This is a genomic window from Pseudomonas sp. JV414 (assembly GCF_032424305.1).
In the GTDB taxonomy this organism is placed as follows: domain Bacteria; phylum Pseudomonadota; class Gammaproteobacteria; order Pseudomonadales; family Pseudomonadaceae; genus Aquipseudomonas; species Aquipseudomonas lini.
Window position 1 is genome coordinate 453,206 of the sequence record NZ_VYKC01000009.1, and the last position, 17,103, is coordinate 470,308.

Below are 17,103 nucleotides of genomic sequence, written 5' to 3' on the forward strand. Positions count from 1 at the left end.
AAAAAACCCCGAGCCAGTCGGGGTCTTTATCGAGTTCGAACTCAGCCGATCATCAGAAGATGTTGATCGGGTAATCCACAAATACGCGCAGTTCGTTGCCGCTGACGTTGTACTCGCTGGATTTCTGCGACACGCGCAGGATCGAGCTGCGTACCTTCACGCTCAGGTCTTTGGCCGGGCCACTTTGCACGACGTACTTGAACTGGTTGAAGATCTCACGCTCGGTGCCGCCTTCGCTGGTGGAGGTGGTGATGTTGTCACCGCGCACGTAGGCAAAGTTGTAGCTCAGGCCAGGAACACCGAAGGCGCTGAAGTCCAGACCGTAGCCCAACTGCCAGCTGCGTTCGTCTTCGGCGTTGAAGTCGGACCAGTAGGAGTTCGCCAGGTAGATAGTGTTGCCGCCGTCGCCGACGCGACCTTGATCCTTCTGGTAGCCGCCGTAGGCGTAACCCAGGTTGCTGTCGCCGGTGCTGCGTTGGTGAGCGAGAGTGAACGAGTGCGGGCCGGTGGCGAAGGTCGCTGCCAGGCTCCAGATCTTGTTGTCGTCGCCGGTAGCACCGCTTTCGCGGACGTAGGAATCGTCCAGCTTGGTGCGGTAGCCATTGAAGTCCAGGGTCAGGGACTGATCCTTGTCGATCGGGAACACGTAGTTGGCGTTCACGTACTGTTTCTTCAGCACGTCTTCGACGTCGGACGCGTACAGCGCAGCCTTGAACTGTTCGGTGAACTGGTAGCTACCGCCCAACACGTTGATCGACTTCAAGCCACCGCTGTCACGGCCTTCAGCACTTTTGCGCGATTCGGCGGTGAAGCGACCTGCGTTCAGCTCCAGGCCTTTGATCTCCCTGGAGGTGATCAGGGTGCCGGTGTAGCTTTCTGGCAGCAGGCGCGAGTTGTCATAGTTCAGCACCGGCAGGGCCGGCATCTGGTCGCCATAGGTCAGCGTGGTGCTGGAGAGGCGGAACTTGACTGCCGCGCCACCCTTCGACAGGTCGTCAGCTGCGTTGCCGCTATCGCCCTGCTTGAAGAAGTCGATACCACCGGCGCCGCTGCGCCCCTTGCCACCATCTAGACGCAGTGCGTACAGACCGAAGGCGTCCACACCCACACCGACGGTGCCTTGGGTGAAACCGGACGAGAAAGTACCGATGGCCGCTTGGCCCCATTCGGCTTTGTCCTGGTTGCCGTCTTTATAGTCACGATTGATATAGGCGTTGCGCAGCAGCACTTTGAGGCTGCTGTCTTCAACAAAACCCTTGGACTCGGCCTGGTCGTTAGCCATGGCCTGAGTGGCGCTCAACATCCCCAATGCGATCAGGCTGATTCGCTTGTTCAACATGTTATTTTCCTTATTACGGGTTGATACGCGCTGTGTCGAACAACTGAAATGGCGCTATCGCGCTCTTTTTTCACTCAAAAACAAAAAGGCCCGCCCACGAAAATTCGCGGGCGGGCCTTTTATTGTTTTGTGAGTCATGGCGGTTAGCCACAGGCGTGGGGCGCATCCTATCCGCGCCCTTAATAAGGTGTCAATTTCAGGAATCGTCTGTGAATAGGCGAAAATCGTCTAAGAAATCACTTGTCAGCGATAGCCAATTGCACGGTGTGGCTGTCGACGAATTGTTCGAAATGCGTGACTTTGCCATCGGCCAGGGTCCACAAGTGAGCGACTCGAGCATTCATCGGGCGACCGGTGGTTTTGTAGATTCCGCTGTAATTGCCGTAGGCAAACACCTTGTCGCCCTGTGCGACGTAGTTCTCGACCTTGAACTGAAAATCTTCCCACTCGGTGGCCAGGCGCTTGAAGACATTTTCGACGATAGCGTCGAAACCGACGTAGGTCCCGGCGTAGGGGAAACCCGCCGCTTCTGTCCAGCGGGCGTCATCGGCCAGCGCCGCGGCGGTATTGCGAGCGTTCTCCTGGGAGTTGGCGCCTTCGTACGTGCTTTTGATCAGGCTAAGGTTATCCATGGTGACTCCAGCTGAATTCAATGGGCGCAGCCGTCGAGGCCACAGGTTTGAAACGCGGATGAAGACTCTTTCGCCGCAAACGACTGACCCAGCCATTGGGCGAAAGCTTGCGGCTTGCCGAGCCACGGGCCGATGTCGACCAGGGTGAACTGGCCATCCTGTTCCAGCGCAAAAGTCGGGAAACCCTGTCCACCGACCTTGGCCAAAAGTGCGCGACTGTCCTTGATATGGTGCTCGATGTCGGCTTCATCAAATGCTTGTTGGAACGCCTCAGGTTCAAGGCCGGTCTGTGTGGCGAGTTCCAGCAGAACCGCTTCGTCAGCGATGCGTTGACCTTCCACGTAATGAGCCGTCTGCAAACGCCCCAGCAACGCTAGCCCGCGGCCAGCGATCTGCTCGGCTGCCAGCACAGCGGCAATCGGCGGCGCGGAATCGAACACTGCCGTCTCATCGCGCAGCAGACCCTCAAAATACGCCTCGCCAAACGGCTGGCCGGTGTACTCGGCGATGCGTCGGTCATGGGGCATGACGTAATTGCGCAGTTGTGGCGAAACGGTCTGGCGGTTGGCGCCGGTCATCATGCCACCACCATGGGCGATCACCGGCAACACGCTTTGGGCGGCCTGCACCAGCGGTTTGGCGCCGTAACACCAGCCGCACAATGGGTCGTAAATGTAGTGAAGGATCATGGGAAGACTCCGGCAACAAAGTAGGAAAACTCAATGCCGGCAGATTAATCCCCAGACAGTTTCGGAAAAACGCTGGAATGGCTTTCAGTCTGTTTCATGAATCGGTCGAATGCTTTTCGTTTTCCGCCGGGTTATGGCCGTTAGCAAGATCAAGAGATCGCAGCCTGCGGCAGCTCCTACGCCGATCTATGTAGGAGCTGCCGCAGGCTGCGATCTTTTGATCCTGGCGTCATAACAAGCGCCAACATTTCCAACAGACAAAAAAAAGCGCCGCCTTCCCGGCAGCGCTTTTATCAATCCGTTGTTTTTCTTCTTATCCTTCCATCACATCCCACAGTGCTTCCAGTTCCGCCTCGCTGAATAAACCAGCGGGGTAGCGCTCGATCATCATCCGGCGCGGATCAGGTTCCCTGATCTGACGCGTTCCATTGGACTTCAACCACTGCGCCAAGACCTGGAGCGATTCGCTGTTAACTGCCAGGGGATGCATTGCGTGCTCGCTCACGACGTTCATTTCGGCGTTCATCTCAGCGCTCTCTCCTGGTTTGTGAGCGGCTAACTTATCCAAGGTTTATGACAGAACATCGAAGTTCTCTCCCTCCCCGTGTTACCCCATCGAAGATACAAGAGCTGTGCCAATGTTTTCGAAGTGTCGACAAGTGGATACAAAAAAGCCCGCGGTCCTGATGGGCTGCGGGCTTTCCGTGAAATAACGAGGTTAAATCGTTGCTCAATCGATTCTTCAATCAACTCAGGCTGTTACGACCTCACTCACTCCTTGTGCGGCGCGGGCTGTTGTTGGGTAAGGCAGTGGATGTTACCGCCCCCCAGTAACAGTTCGCGACCCGGCACCATGACCACTTCGTGCTGCGGAAACAAAGCCTGCAAAATCTCTTTGGCCGGACCGTCCAACGGGTCGTCGAAGCTCGGCGCGATGATGCCGCCGTTGACGATCAGGAAGTTCACATAAGAGCCGGCCAGACGAACGGTTGGATTGCGTTCCTGAGTGCCATCCACCGGATCGACACCTGCGCACTCGTCTTCGGTGGCATACAGCGGCCCCGGAATCGGCATCTTGTGCACCGTGAATGGGCGCCCCTTGGCATCGGTGCTGTTTTGCAGCACGTTCATTGCCGCCTGACAGCGCGGGTAGTTCGGGTCCTGCGGGTCGTCGGTCCAGGCCAGCAGTACTTCGCCCGGACGCACGTAGCAGCAGAAGTTATCCACATGGCCGTCGGTTTCGTCGTTGAACAAACCGTCCGGCAGCCAAATGATCTTATCCACAGCCAGATTGGCGCTGAGCACCGCTTCGATTTGTGCACGGTCCATGTGTGGATTGCGATTGCGGTTGAGCAGGCACTCTTCGGTGGTGATCAGGGTGCCTTCGCCATCGACATGGATCGAGCCGCCTTCGAGCACAAAACCTTCGGCGCGGTAGCGCGGGCTGCGCTCGATTTCGAGGATCTTGCCCGCCACTTGGGAGTCACGGTTCCACGGCGAATACAGACCACCGTCGAAACCGCCCCAGGAATTGAAGTCCCAATCCACACCACGGACTTCGCCGCGATTGTTGATGACGAACGTCGGGCCAGTATCCCGAACCCAGGCGTCATCGCTGGACATCTCCACCACACGAATATTCGGCACATCGAGACGGGCACGAGCATTTTCGTACTGGCCGGCGGAAACCGCCACGGTCACCGGTTCGAAACGCGCGATGGCCTTGGCCACCGCTACATGCGCGGCTTGTGCCGGTTTGCCGCCCAGGCGCCAGTTGTCAGGGCGCTCGGGCCAGACCATCCAGGCCTGGGTTTGCGGCGCCCATTCGGCTGGCATGTAAAAGCCGTCGGTGCGAGGGGTGCTGTTCAAAGTGGTCATGGTTCAGGACTCCAGGGAACCGTCGAGGGTTTTGATCGCGCCGTACAGGTTCGGGCGACGGTCACGGAACGAGCCCCATGCGCTGCGGATGTGCTCCAGCTCATCGAGGTCGAAACTGTGAACCAGAATGCCTTCTTCTGTTTCGTTCAGCTCTTGGACTTTCTCGCCAAACTGGTTGGCAATGAACGACGAGCCGTAAAAGGTAATGTCGTAGCCGTCCTGCTCTTCGTTGCCGATGCGGTTGCTGGCAATCAGCGGCATCAGGTTGGCGCCGGCATGGCCCTGTTGCACGCGCTGCCAGTGGTCGCGGGACGAAATGGTCTTGTCGTGTGGCTCGCTGCCGATGGCAGTCGGGTAGAACAGGATTTCCGCGCCTTGCAGCGCCATGCTGCGGGCGCACTCAGGGAACCACTGATCCCAGCAGATGCCCACGCCGATTTTCGCGTAACGGGTGTTCCAGACTTTGAAGCCGGTATCGCCCGGGTTGAAGTAGTACTTTTCGTGGTAGCCAGGGCCGTCCGGGATGTGGCTTTTACGATAAATCCCGAGGTTGCTGCCGTCGGCATCGATGATTGCGATGCTGTTGAAACGTGCGCGGCCGGCCAGTTCGTAGAAGCTGATTGGCAAAACAACCTGCAGTTCTTTGGCGACTTTCTGGAAGTGCTTGATGGCGACGTTATCTTCAACGGTCGTGGCCAGCTGCAGGTAATCCGGGTTCGGTTTCTGGCAGAAGTACGGCGCCTCGAACAACTCCTGGATCAGGATGATTTGCGCGCCTTTCGCCGCAGCCTCACGGACCAGCTTCTCAGCGATCTCGATGTTGGCTTCAAGGTCCCAGGAACAGGCCATCTGGGTAGCGGCGACGGTAACGATACGGCTCATGAATCATCTCCTGGGCAAGTGCTTGAGGTCGAGGGTGGCATCGACCGATGACAGAAAGAGGCAGCACCGGGCGTGGTTCATCCACACCTTGGGCAATGGCGACTTTATAGCCGATAAAAATCGGCTTTTAAAGCGATAAATACTCAATCCGTCAAAAACTACTCACTTAACCCAGATAATAATCGAATTTAAATACAATCCCTGTGGGAGCGAGCTTGCTCGCGATGAGGCCAGACCAGCCAACATTGATGTTGAATGTAAGACCGATATCGCGAGCAAGCTCGCTCCCACAGGGGCCTCTGTTTACAGCCCTTCTTCGAGAACCTTCGACAGCATGTCGACAAAGAAATCCACGCTTTGACGCGACGTAACCATCGGCGGCTTGATCTTGAGAATGTTCAAGTAATCGCCAGTCGGCTGCATGAAGATCCCCAACTCACGAAGGCGATTGCACAACGCCGTGGTTTCTTCAGTCGCGGGCTCCAGGGTTTCTCGATTGCGGATCAACTCCACGCCCAGATAGAAACCAGAACCATGCACCGCCCCCACCAACGGATGCCGGTCGATCAACGCTTCAAGACGCTCCTTGAAATACCCGCCCACAACCTGGGCGTTTTCCCAAAGTTTTTCTTCTTCCATCACATCCAGCACTGCCATGCCGATCCGGCAACTGACCGGGCTGCCACCGGCCGACGAGAAGAAGTAGCCCTCCGCCTCCAGAGCTTCGGCAATTTCCCGACGGGTAATGACTGCGCCCAACGGCTGGCCGTTACCCATGCCTTTGGCCATGGTGATGATGTCCGGCACCACGCCCTGTTCTTCGAAGCCCCAGAAGAATTTGCCCATGCGGCCGTAACCGACCTGTACCTCATCGGCGATGCATACCCCGCCCTGAGCGCGGACCAGCGCATAGACCTGCTTCAAATAGCCCGGCGGCAGTGAAATACCGCCGGCATTGCCATACACCGGCTCGCAGATGAAGCCGGCCAATTGGCGCTTTTGCTCGGCGATTTTCGCCAAGTTGTGCTCTACGCTGCGCACGTACTCCGGTGCGCTGTCGACGCCACGAAATTCACCGCGATAGGTATTCGGCGCAGTCACCGGATGCACCCAGTCCGGACGGCTGCTCAAGGCCTTGGGGTTGTCGGCAATCGAAGTCGAGACCGCATCCGCCGCCACCGACCAGCCGTGATAGGCCTCCAGCACACTGAGCATGTCGCGACCGCCGCTATAAGCCCAAGCCAGGCGAATCGCCAGGTCATTGGCCTCGGTACCGCTGTTGACCAGAAATACGCGATCCATGTTGTCCGGTGCCAGCTTCAGCAAACGCTCGGAAAACTCGGCAATCGCCGCGTAGTGAAAACGCGAGTTGGTGTTGAGCAACGACCACTGCCGGCTGGCAACGGCAGCCATCCGCGGATGGCCATGACCCAGGACCGCGACGTTGTTGAGCATGTCGAGGTAAGAACGGCCCTGCATGTCGATCAGGTGATTGCGCCAGCCACGCTCGATGCGCGGCGGGTCGACGTAATAGTGTTTTTGGGAGCGAGCGAAACTCGCGTCACGGCGGGCGAGCAATGTCTGCGGGTCGAGTTCTTCTTCCGCATCACAGGCAAGACCCAGCAACGCGGCAGGTGAAGGACACAACGCCTGCCAGGCTGCCGCGCGCGAAGGCGTACAAAACAATGGCGCGTCTAGCTGAGCGCTTCGGCACAACTGCACGATCAACGGCCCGCTGACCGAGCCCAGCACCTGGCCTTTGACCAGCGCCGCGCTACTGCGTACCGATGGGGCCACACCCCACAATCGGACGCTGAGCTCTGGGCCGTCCAGTTGCAGCAGGTTCTCCCCTTCGATATGGATAACCCCGGCAAACGGCGCTTCGACCGCCGTGCCGTCGGGGACTCGCAATGCAACGTGTAACGGGAAAGTATCCGGTTCGCTGGCACAGTCCGGCCGAGTGCGGGACAGACGATACTGGCCATATCGACTGGCCGCCAGACCGTGAGCCGAGGCGGCTTCCGTCAACAAACGCAGATCGATCCCTTGCTGCTCCCAGTTACCCGCCTCGAAATGCGGACTGAGCACACCCAGATCGATCAGCGCAAATTCACGCCCCACCAGACTCGGCAACAATGGCGCGAAGTTTTCACTGCCGATGCTCGGCAGGCTTTGACCGACGGCGGTAAGAATCGCCGCCTCCATCAATTCCAACGGCACCGACGTGGCAACGCGGAAAATTTCCCACTCATGGGTCAGGTTGTCACGACTGTACTCATTGCCCGGATCGATGCTGACCTGCTGTTCGCCACTCAGCACCAGCACCGCCGAGCGCGCAACGATCAGCGGCCAGAGCGCCAGCAACTCTTCATGCTGTAACGGATTGACCGCGTGGTAAGCCCGAACCGCCGGCAAAATGTAGAACGGGTCGCCCTCGGCATGGTGCAGCAGCGCCGCGCAGGTCACCGACAGATCAGTGATCCGCCAGGTTCGGACCAGGTCGCCGAAATCGATGACGCCCTGCAACTGCCATTGCCGCTGCGAATCCCTCTGCCAGACCACGTTGTCGTCGGTGATATCCATATGAATCGCCTGCACCGCCAGCTTATCCACCAGCGGCTGCAAATGACGCTCGGCTTGTTCGGCCGCTTCAGCAATCAACGCTCGTTGCCGCTCATCCTTGATCACTGGCAGCAAATGCGCGATCAACGCGTTAGCGTGGCGGGCGTCCCATTGAAGGGTGCGCTCAAGCCCCGGATGATCGAAACCGGCCAGCGTCAGGTCCATTTCGCCGCAGAGCCGACCGAAACCGGCAACCACTGAATGATCTAGATGATCAAGGTGCGTCAGGGACTGACCTTCGATGTAATCGAGCAGGCGCATGTGCACCGCCTGGCCCCCAACCTCAAGGGAGAGCAGGTCGGCGCCGTTTTTGGCAGGGATAACTCGTGGCACCTGCACGCCGGGATGTTCAGCCAGATGCTTGAGCCCCGCGTGCTGAGCTTGCAGCTCCAGCGTCGAATAATCGCCACGGCAGATTTTCAGGACAAAACGTCCCTGCTCGCTGTCGACCCGGAAATTGAGATCCTGCTGGCTCCCAAGCGCCTGCAATCGCCCGCTCAGCCCGTAATGCTCTTCCAGCAGCTCAAGCGCTTGCGCCACAGACACCTGCGGGCTGGGCAGACTGGCGCGGTGAATCAAAGTGGCGAGCGGCATACAACGACCCCTGAAATTTTATTAGGCGCTTATATCGCCACTGCTTGGGGCGATACGCAACCCCCTTCCTGGTTGGCGCGAATCAAATGCCCGCGCAACTCTCTTCACCACACCACTCGCACCAACCACCACTTTGCGTGAGAATGCCGGCCATCACGCCTATTGCTGGAGAAACACCCATGAACGTAGTCACCACCGACCTGCCCGGTGTTCTGATCATCGAACCCAAGGTAATTGGTGACGAGCGCGGTTTCTTCTATGAGAGCTTCAACGCCAAGGCTTTCGAAGAGGCAACCGGCCTGAACACCCGGTTCGTTCAGGACAACCATTCCCGCTCGCAAAAAGGTGTACTGCGCGGCTTGCATTACCAGCTGGAGAACACTCAGGGCAAACTGGTCCGCGTCACCGCTGGTGAAGTGCTGGACGTGGCGGTGGACATTCGCCGCAGCTCGCCGCATTTCGGTAAATGGGTGGCGGTGCGCCTGTCCGCCGACAACCATCGCCAATTATGGGTACCGGAAGGTTTTGCCCATGGTTTCGTGGTGTTGAGCGATTTCGCCGAGTTCCTCTACAAAACCACCGACTACTACACCCCGTCGGCCGAGCGCAGCATTCGCTGGGACGATCCGGACCTGGGCATCGACTGGCAGCTGGACGAAGCACCGAAACTGTCCGCCAAGGATCAGTCCGCCGCGTTCTTCAAGGACGCTGAAGTCTTTTCCTGAATTTCTGTGTGAATTTTCACCGCCATCGCGCACTTGATCCCAGGTGCGCAGACTGCGCCCGCAAGCCTAGGCATAATGCATCTGTACCCCCAGGCGCTTGATGCTCATGACTCCGACCCTCCCCCGCAGACCCCGCTGGCGCAGCCTGGCGCTGCTCGCGTTGTGCCTGGCGCCCTTGCTGTGGCCGCTGGAGCATCTGGCCGAGCGTTACTACCGCAGCGAACTGGCCGGGCAGAACCGTCAGACCCTCGACCTCTACGTCGCCAACCTGCTGGGCACCCTGCATCGGTATGAAGTGTTGCCGCAGATTCTCGGCGAGCTGCCCGCCCTGCGCACGACGTTGGCCGCGCCCGACGAGGGCGTGATTCAGGGCAATGCCAATCGCCTGCTGAAAAACATCAGTGCCCAGACCGGCGCCGAAGTCATGTACCTGATGGACACCACGGGCAAGACGCTGGCGGCCTCCAATTGGGACAAACACGACAGCTTCGTTGGCCGCAATTTCGCTTTCCGTCCTTATTTCAGCGAGGCCATGGCCGGGCGTTTGGGGCGCTTCTTCGGCCTGGGCACGACCTCGGCCAAGCGCGGTTACTTCTTTGCGGCGGCGATACGTGATCGCGAAAAAATCATCGGCGTACTGGTGGTCAAGGTCGACCTCGACCACACCGAAAGCCTCTGGGGCAAAACCCCGGAACAACTGTTGGTGACCGATCACAATGGCGTGGTCATCCTCACGTCACGGCCCGAGTGGCGTTTCCGCTCGACCCGCCCATTGAGCGACGCAGAGCGCGAGGCCATCACCGCGATTCAACCCTACCCGACCCGCGACCCAAAGCCGTTGAATCTCGACGCGAACGCCTGGCTGACCCAAACCCGGCAGATTGAAGAAACCGGCTGGAGCGTCAGTATCCTTGCACCGCGTACCCTGATCGACCGCCCGGTACGCACGGTCGTGGCCATCGGCGGCGCAACGCTGCTGGTATTGATGCTGCTGCTCGGCCTGATGATGCAACGCCGGCGCCATTACCTGGAGCGGATCGCCTTCGAAGCCAAGGCCCGCCATGAACTGGAAGGCCGGGTCGCCGAACGGACCAGCGACCTCGAAGGCCTCAACCGTCGACTGAAGCAGGAAGTGCTGGAGCGCGAACATGCCCAGCAGGAGCTGGTGCGCGCTCAGGACGACCTGGTGCAGGCCGGCAAGCTCTCGGCGCTGGGGACGATGTCGGCGAGCATCAGCCATGAACTCAACCAACCGTTGGCGGCAATTCGCAGCTACGCGGAAAACGCCGAAGTGCTGCTCGATCATCAGCGCACCGAGGATGCTCGCGGCAACCTCAAGCTGATCAGCGAATTGACCGGACGCATGGCCTCGATCATCGCCCACCTGCGCGCCTTCGCCCGACGTGATCGCCACGCCCCGGAAAGCGTGGCCCTGCAACCGGCACTGGACGACGCGCTGGCGTTACTGGCCAAGCGTAGGCGCAGCATGGAGGTCGAGCTGATCCGTGACCTGCCGGCCGCCACTCTGTGGGTCGAGGCCGGGGAAACCCGTCTGCGCCAGGTACTCGGCAATCTGCTGGCCAATGCCCTCGATGCCCTGACGGAAAAAGGACCGCCGCGAAAACTCTGGTTGAGTGCCGAATCCACCGCCGATGGCGTCAATCTGTACATTCGCGACAACGGCCCCGGGTTCTGCCTGGAAGCGCTGGGTCGTGCCGGCGAGCCCTTCTACACCACCAAGACCCGCACTCAGGGGCTTGGGCTGGGGCTGGCGATCTGCGACACCCTGATGCGCGCCTTCGGTGGTGAACTGTCGTTCTCCAACCACAAGGAAGGGGGCGCCCTGATTACCCTGAAACTGCGCGCAGGCGCACCGGGCGTGAGCCTGCAACCGTCCGAGGACCGAAGTGCATGACCATCGACAACCGCATCCAGGTCGTGTTGATCGACGACGATCCCCACCTGCGCCAAGCCCTGAGCCAGACCCTGGACCTGGCCGGCCTGAAGATCCTGCCGCTGGCTGAAGCCAAAGGCCTGGCCGGGCAACTGGAACGTGACTGGCCGGGGGTGGTGGTCAGTGACATCCGCATGCCGGGCATGGACGGCCTCGAACTGCTGACCGAACTCCACGCCCAGGACCCGGAGCTGCCGGTGCTGCTGATCACCGGCCACGGCGATGTGCCGCTGGCGGTACAAGCCATGCGCGCCGGGGCCTATGACTTTCTGGAAAAACCTTTCGCCAGCGACTCCCTGCTCGACAGCGTGCGTCGTGCCCTGGATCTGCGTCGGCTGGTGCTGGACAACCGCAGCCTGCGTCTGGCCCTGAGCGATCGCAACGAACTCAGCGCTCGACTGGTCGGGCAATCAGCGCCGATGCTGCGCCTGCGTGAGCAGATTGGCGCACTGGCGGCGACCAAGGCCGACGTGCTGATCCTCGGCGAAACAGGTGCGGGCAAGGAAGTGGTGGCGCGCGCGCTGCACGACCTGTCGAGTCGGCGTAACGGTCCATTCGTGGCGATCAACGCCGGGGCCCTGGCCGAGTCGGTGGTGGAAAGCGAGCTGTTCGGTCACGAGCCCGGCGCCTTCACCGGTGCGCAGAAGCGCCGCATCGGCAAGTTCGAATTCGCCAACGGCGGCACGTTGTTCCTTGATGAAATCGAAAGCATGAGCCTGGATGTGCAGGTGAAACTGCTGCGTTTGCTGCAAGAGCGGGTGGTCGAGCGCTTGGGCGGCAACCAGCTGATCCCGCTGGACATTCGCATCATCGCCGCGACCAAGGAAGACCTGCGTCAATCCGCCGATCAGGGGCGCTTTCGTGCCGACTTGTATTACCGCCTGAACGTCGCGCCGCTGCGCATTCCGCCGCTGCGCGAACGGGGCGAAGATGCGCTGATGCTGTTCCAGCATTTCGCCGACGAAGCCAGCGCCCGCCACGGTTTACCACCCCACGAATTGCAACCGGGGCACCGGGCGCTGCTGCTACGTCACACCTGGCCAGGCAATGTGCGTGAACTGCAGAACGCCGCCGAGCGCTTTGCCCTGGGCCTTGAACTGGCGCTGGACAACAACACGCCGGATGGCGGCGTCGGCAACACGGTTGAAGTGGTCAGCGGCGGTCTGAGCGAGCAAGTGGAGAACTTCGAGAAAAGCCTGATTGCCGCCGAACTGACGCGCTCGCACAGTTCCGTGCGCAGCCTCGCCGAAGCGCTCGGGATTCCGCGCAAAACCTTGCATGACAAACTGCGCAAGCATGGCCTGAGCTTCGCCGACGCCGGCGCCAGCAGCCCCACCGACGACCTTGATTGAGCTACCGTAAAATCATCCCCTTCAAACAAAAGGCCCGCGAATGAACCGCGACAGTCGTCACCTGGAATCGATCCTCCATTCCGACATCCCCCTCACGCGGAAGATGGGCCTCAAAGTGCTCGACTGGCACGACCAACAACTGCGCCTGCACCTGCCGCTGGAGGCCAACGTCAATCACAAGAGCACCATGTTCGGTGGCAGCCTGTATTGCGGCGCAGTGTTGGCCGGCTGGGGCTGGTTGCATTTGCGTTTGCACGAAGCAGGCATTGAAGACGGGCACATCGTGATTCAGGAAGGGCAGATCAGCTACCCGCTGCCGGTCACCATGGACGCGACGGCGATTTGTCAGGCACCGAGTGCGGCCGTGTGGAAGAAGTTTTTGGCGATGTATGAGCGGTATGGGCGGGCGCGGCTGACGCTGCATTCGCGGATCGTGAATACCGGGAGTGAAGAGGATGCGGTGAAGTTTACCGGGCAGTACGTCCTTCACCGGTAAAGCAAAAGATCGCAGCCTCGTTTCACTCGACAGCTCCTACAGAGAAACGCGCCCCCTGCAGGAGCTGTGTAGGAGCTGTCGAGTGAAACGAGGCTGCGATCTTTTGATCTTTTTGATCTTCAACCCCGAGCCAACGCCAACAACTTCTCCCGCCACGCAGCCTTAGCCGGTAGCGCCAGAAAGAATCCATTCAACAACGACTCCCGCGCCGGATAACAGAACGGCTCACCATTCAAATCCAACACCTCACCGCCCGCACCTTCCAGCACACCTTGCGCAGCCGCCGTGTCCCACTGCGAAGTCGGCGCCAACCGCGGATAACAATCCGCCGCCCCTTCCGCCAGCAGGCAAAACTTCAACGAACTGCCGATATTCGCCAGTTGCAGTTCACCCAGGCTGTCGCTCAACCCCGCGAGTAACCGTTCCTGCTCAGGGCTCGAATGCCGGCGACTGGCGACGACCGTGAACACTTCACCCGCAGCCGGAATCTCGCGAACCTGAATCGGCAACGGCTCGGCACCTTTATCGCCACGCCAGGCACCCAACCCGGCACCACCGACATAAAAGCGCCCGTTGGTCGGCATCGACACCACGCCAAACACCACACGCCCCTGCTCGATCAGCGCAATGTTGACGGTGAACTCTTCGCTGCCGGAAATGAACTCTTTGGTCCCGTCCAACGGATCGACCAGCCACCAGCGCTGCCAGCCAGCGCGCACGCTCTGGGGGATATTGGCGTCCTCTTCGGACAGCACCGGAATGCTCGGATCCAGCGCCGTCAGCCCGGCCAGAATCAGATGATGAGCGGCCATGTCGGCGGCGGTGACCGGGGAATCATCGGACTTTGCAGTCACGGCAACGTTGACGCGCCAGAACGGCAGGATCGCCTCGCCAGCCTTCAAAGCCAGTTCAACGACCGGCGCCATCAACGGATGGGGAAAATTCAGGTTCACGGCAAAAACACCCCACGTTGAGTCAGTAAGTCACGGGCCAGATACAGCGCCGCCAAGGCACGGCCCTCGGTGAATCGCGGGTTCTGCGCCAGGGCAGACAATTCACGCAGGTTGATCTTGTCCACCCCCATCGGCTCGGGCTCGTCACCCTCCAGGCGTTCCTCGTACAGGTCGGTGGCCAGCACCACCTGGATCTTCTGGCTCATGTAGCCGGGTGACAACGACAACTCGGTCAGATGTTCCAGCTGCCGCGCGCCATACCCGGCCTCCTCCATGAGCTCCCGCTCGGCCGCCGCCAACACGTCTTCGCCCGGCTCGATCAAGCCTTTGGGCAGGGACAGTTCATAGGCATCAGTGCCGCCGCAGTATTCTTCCACCAACACCGCGTGGTCCGCGTCGAGCATCGCCACGATCATCACCGCGCCATGACCGGTGCCTTTGCCGACCAGACGCTCGTAAGTACGCTCCACGCCATTGGAAAAGCGCAACTTCAGCTCTTCGACACAGAACAAACGGCTGGTGGCGACGATCTCGCGGGCGAGTACGGTGGGTTTCTGGCGCATGGGAGGCTCCTTGGCGTGAACGCGTTACTATACCCGGCCTATCCTGATTGTTTACCTCGGATATCTTTTTTACCGCTGGAGAAGTTTTTTATGTCCCTGCTGCCCTGGCGCGACATCGATACCGTTTTGCTGGACATGGACGGCACGTTGCTGGACCTGCACTACGACAACCATTTCTGGATGGAGCACCTGCCCCAGCGTTATGCCGAGCTGCATGGGGTGAGCCGGGCCATGGCGGAACTGGAATTGCAGCCGCTGTTCGAACGCAATGCCGGTCAGTTGCAGTGGTACTGCCTGGACTTCTGGAGCGCCGAGCTGAAGCTGTCGGTGCGCGAACTGAAACTGGAAACCGCGCACCTGATCGCCCTGCGCCCGGATGCGGACACTTTTCTGGCGGCGATCAAACGGGCCGGAAAACGCGTGGTATTGATCACCAACGCCCACCGCGACTCGCTGTCATTGAAGCTGGAACGAATTGAACTGGCGCCGTATTTCGAGCGGTTGATCAGCTCTCACGATTACGGTTTCCCCAAAGAAAACCCGCAGTTCTGGGATGCCTTGCAAGCCGACATCGGCTTCGACCCGACGCGCAGTCTGTTTATCGACGATACGTTGCCGATTCTGCGCAGTGCGCGCAATTTTGGCGTGGCGCATCTGCTGGCCGTGAGCGAGCCGGACAGCCGCAAAGGGCCGAAGGACACGGCCGAGTTTGCGGCGGTGGGGGATTATAGAGACCTTCTCGCAGGGCTATGATCCCCTGTAGGAGCTGCCGAAGGCTGCGATCTTTTGATCTTGATCTTCGGCAGCTTCAATATTGCCAAGATCAAAAGATCGCAGCCTTCGGCAGCTCCTACGGGCCTCACATTATTCGGGAATCCGCAACACCTGCCCCGGATAGATCTTGTCCGGGTGCGAAAGCATTGGCTTGTTGGCCTCGAAGATTTTGTTGTACTTGTTTGCGTCGCCGTATTCAGCCTTGGAAATCGCGCTGAGGGTGTCACCCTTTTTAACGGTGACGAACCGCGCCGCCTGAGCAACCGGACCTGTTACGGTGATCTGGTCATCCACGCTGCCAACACCGGCAATATTGCCCACGGCCAACAGAATCTTTTCCTTCTCTTCCTGACTCGCCACTTCACCGGTGACGATGACTTTGTCGCCCTCGATGGTCGCCTGAACATTCGGATTACCCAGGCCGACCTTGCTGATGTGTTCCTTCAGTTGCTCGCTGGCATTCGCATTGCCAGGTGTCAGCAGATCGATAAGTTTTTCGCCTGCTTCTTTCACAAAGCTAAAAATACTCATGGTGCACTCTCCTTGGGGTTTAGGTTCCAGACGCCAAAGACTAGACCAGCCTTGCGAAGCCCGGCTCCCAGCCGACCAATGACCCAACCCCGCGCAGGCGGTAGAATCGCAAACCTTGCCCACGCCCTGGAGCGAAGATGGACATCAAGCAGCTCAAATTCCTCATCGCTCTCGACGAAACCCGGCACTTCGGCCAGGCCGCCGCGCGTTGTCACATCACCCAACCGACCCTGTCCATGCGTCTGCGCAGCCTCGAAGAAGAACTCGAACTGCCGCTGGTCAACCGCGGCCAGCGCTTCGAAGGTTTTACCGCGCCGGGCGAGCGTGTGCTGGCGTGGGCGCGCACGGTGCTGGCGGCTTACGACGGTTTGCAGGCCGAGGCGGCAGCCTGTCGCGGCAACCTCGTGGGTACGTTGCGTCTGGGCGTGGTGCCGCTGTCGAGTTTCGACCCGGTACCGCTGATGCAGCGCCTGCACGCCGAGCACCCGAACCTGCGCTTCGAACTCTCGGCCCTGAGTTCCGAGCAGATCCTCGAACAGCTGGCGAACAATCGCCTCGATCTCGGCGTGTCCTACCTGGAACGCCTGGACGGTGAGCGTTTCGACTCCCTGGCCTTCAGCGAAACCCGTATGGGATTGCTTTACGATCAGCGTTTCTTCAGTTTCGGCGACGCGCCCTTAAGCTGGAAATCATTGATTGAACTGCCGCTGGGCATGCTCACCAGCGGCATGCATTTTCGCCAGTCCATCGACCATAACTTCCACAGTCGTGGCTTGGCCCCCCAACCGTTGCTGCAAACCGATTCAGTCCACCAATTGTTACAAGCAGTACACGGCGGTCTGTGTTGTGCCGTGATGCCGCTGGATGGTGGTCTCGAAAATCTCACCGATCACTTGCGCCTCCAACCCATCGAGAGTGCCCAGACCCTCGCCCGGCTGGGGCTGATCATGCGTCGCAGTGCTCCACGTTCGGCGCTCGCAGAAGCCTGTTTCGCGATCTATCAACAATCACTGACAGACTCTTGATCGACCCCATCTATCGGCAGATCAGTAATAGCAATTAGACGCGACAAGTTGACACGCCTAGGCTTAAAGCTGACCAAACCGTCGGTGATGCCTA

The 17,103-nt window shown here is 59.7% G+C and carries 16 protein-coding genes; 6 read left to right on the top strand and 10 right to left on the bottom strand.

Going from position 1 to position 17,103, the window contains the following annotated elements; genetic code table 11:
- Positions 1-52 precede the first annotated feature (52 nt).
- The 7 genes from F6R97_RS12985 to F6R97_RS13015 all read right to left on the bottom strand — a co-directional run bounded on the left by F6R97_RS12985 (position 53) and on the right by F6R97_RS13015 (position 8,636).
- Complete coding sequence (locus F6R97_RS12985; protein WP_038978525.1) at positions 53-1,339, bottom strand: OprD family porin; 1,287 nt, start codon at positions 1,337-1,339, stop codon at positions 53-55.
- 236 nt (positions 1,340-1,575) lie between these two features.
- Positions 1,576-1,971, bottom strand: a complete 396-nt coding sequence (locus tag F6R97_RS12990; protein WP_038978524.1) for a nuclear transport factor 2 family protein — start codon at positions 1,969-1,971, stop codon at positions 1,576-1,578.
- Positions 1,972-1,988: 17 nt separating this feature from the next.
- Positions 1,989-2,660: a DsbA family protein gene (locus tag F6R97_RS12995; RefSeq protein WP_038978523.1), complete on the bottom strand. Its 672-nt coding sequence runs from the start codon at positions 2,658-2,660 to the stop codon at positions 1,989-1,991.
- Positions 2,661-2,973: 313 nt separating this feature from the next.
- A complete protein-coding gene (locus F6R97_RS13000) occupies positions 2,974-3,186 on the bottom strand; it encodes a hypothetical protein (RefSeq protein ID WP_007895252.1) in 213 nt (70 codons plus the stop codon).
- Positions 3,187-3,431: 245 nt separating this feature from the next.
- Positions 3,432-4,538 (bottom strand): agmatine deiminase, encoded by a 1,107-nt coding sequence (gene aguA, locus F6R97_RS13005; protein WP_315866642.1) that lies wholly within the window; start codon positions 4,536-4,538, stop codon positions 3,432-3,434.
- Positions 4,539-4,541: 3 nt separating this feature from the next.
- The gene (gene aguB, locus F6R97_RS13010) at positions 4,542-5,420 is read right to left on the bottom strand and encodes an N-carbamoylputrescine amidase (RefSeq protein ID WP_038978521.1); all 879 of its coding nucleotides are present in this window, start codon (positions 5,418-5,420) and stop codon (positions 4,542-4,544) included.
- Positions 5,421-5,723: 303 nt separating this feature from the next.
- On the bottom strand, positions 5,724-8,636 hold the full coding sequence (locus F6R97_RS13015) for an aminotransferase (RefSeq protein ID WP_315866643.1): 2,913 nt from the start codon (positions 8,634-8,636) through the stop codon (positions 5,724-5,726).
- 179 nt (positions 8,637-8,815) lie between these two features.
- On the opposite strand from F6R97_RS13015, the gene rfbC reads away from it, so the two are divergent.
- The 4 genes from rfbC to F6R97_RS13035 all read left to right on the top strand — a co-directional run bounded on the left by rfbC (position 8,816) and on the right by F6R97_RS13035 (position 13,163).
- Positions 8,816-9,361, top strand: a complete 546-nt coding sequence (gene rfbC / locus F6R97_RS13020) for a dTDP-4-dehydrorhamnose 3,5-epimerase (RefSeq protein WP_038978519.1) — start codon at positions 8,816-8,818, stop codon at positions 9,359-9,361.
- 106 nt (positions 9,362-9,467) lie between these two features.
- Positions 9,468-11,276, top strand: coding sequence for an ATP-binding protein (locus F6R97_RS13025; RefSeq protein WP_038980191.1), 1,809 nt, complete (start codon positions 9,468-9,470; stop codon positions 11,274-11,276).
- Complete coding sequence (locus F6R97_RS13030; RefSeq protein ID WP_050681824.1) at positions 11,273-12,667, top strand: sigma-54-dependent transcriptional regulator; 1,395 nt, start codon at positions 11,273-11,275, stop codon at positions 12,665-12,667. Before F6R97_RS13025 ends, F6R97_RS13030 begins: the two co-directional genes overlap by 4 nt.
- A 40-nt stretch (positions 12,668-12,707) precedes the next feature.
- A complete protein-coding gene (locus F6R97_RS13035) occupies positions 12,708-13,163 on the top strand; it encodes a thioesterase domain-containing protein (protein WP_038978517.1) in 456 nt (151 codons plus the stop codon).
- A 119-nt stretch (positions 13,164-13,282) separates the two neighbouring features.
- On the opposite strand, the gene cysQ is transcribed toward F6R97_RS13035, so the two are convergent.
- Both cysQ and nudE read right to left on the bottom strand, forming a co-directional pair.
- Positions 13,283-14,116, bottom strand: a complete 834-nt coding sequence (cysQ, locus tag F6R97_RS13040; RefSeq protein WP_038978516.1) for a 3'(2'),5'-bisphosphate nucleotidase CysQ — start codon at positions 14,114-14,116, stop codon at positions 13,283-13,285.
- Complete coding sequence (nudE, locus tag F6R97_RS13045; RefSeq protein ID WP_038978515.1) at positions 14,113-14,679, bottom strand: ADP compounds hydrolase NudE; 567 nt, start codon at positions 14,677-14,679, stop codon at positions 14,113-14,115. Before nudE ends, cysQ begins: the two co-directional genes overlap by 4 nt.
- Positions 14,680-14,769: 90 nt before the next feature.
- Here nudE and yrfG point away from each other — a divergent pair, with 90 nt between their 5' ends.
- Complete coding sequence (gene yrfG, locus F6R97_RS13050) at positions 14,770-15,432, top strand: GMP/IMP nucleotidase (protein WP_315866644.1); 663 nt, start codon at positions 14,770-14,772, stop codon at positions 15,430-15,432.
- A 111-nt stretch (positions 15,433-15,543) separates the two neighbouring features.
- On the opposite strand, the gene lysM is transcribed toward yrfG, so the two are convergent.
- Positions 15,544-15,984, bottom strand: a complete 441-nt coding sequence (gene lysM, locus F6R97_RS13055; protein WP_038978513.1) for a peptidoglycan-binding protein LysM — start codon at positions 15,982-15,984, stop codon at positions 15,544-15,546.
- A 137-nt stretch (positions 15,985-16,121) separates the two neighbouring features.
- Between lysM and F6R97_RS13060 the strand changes: the two genes are divergently transcribed.
- Complete coding sequence (locus tag F6R97_RS13060; RefSeq protein WP_048396030.1) at positions 16,122-17,009, top strand: LysR family transcriptional regulator; 888 nt, start codon at positions 16,122-16,124, stop codon at positions 17,007-17,009.
- The last annotated feature ends 94 nt before the right edge of the window (positions 17,010-17,103 follow it).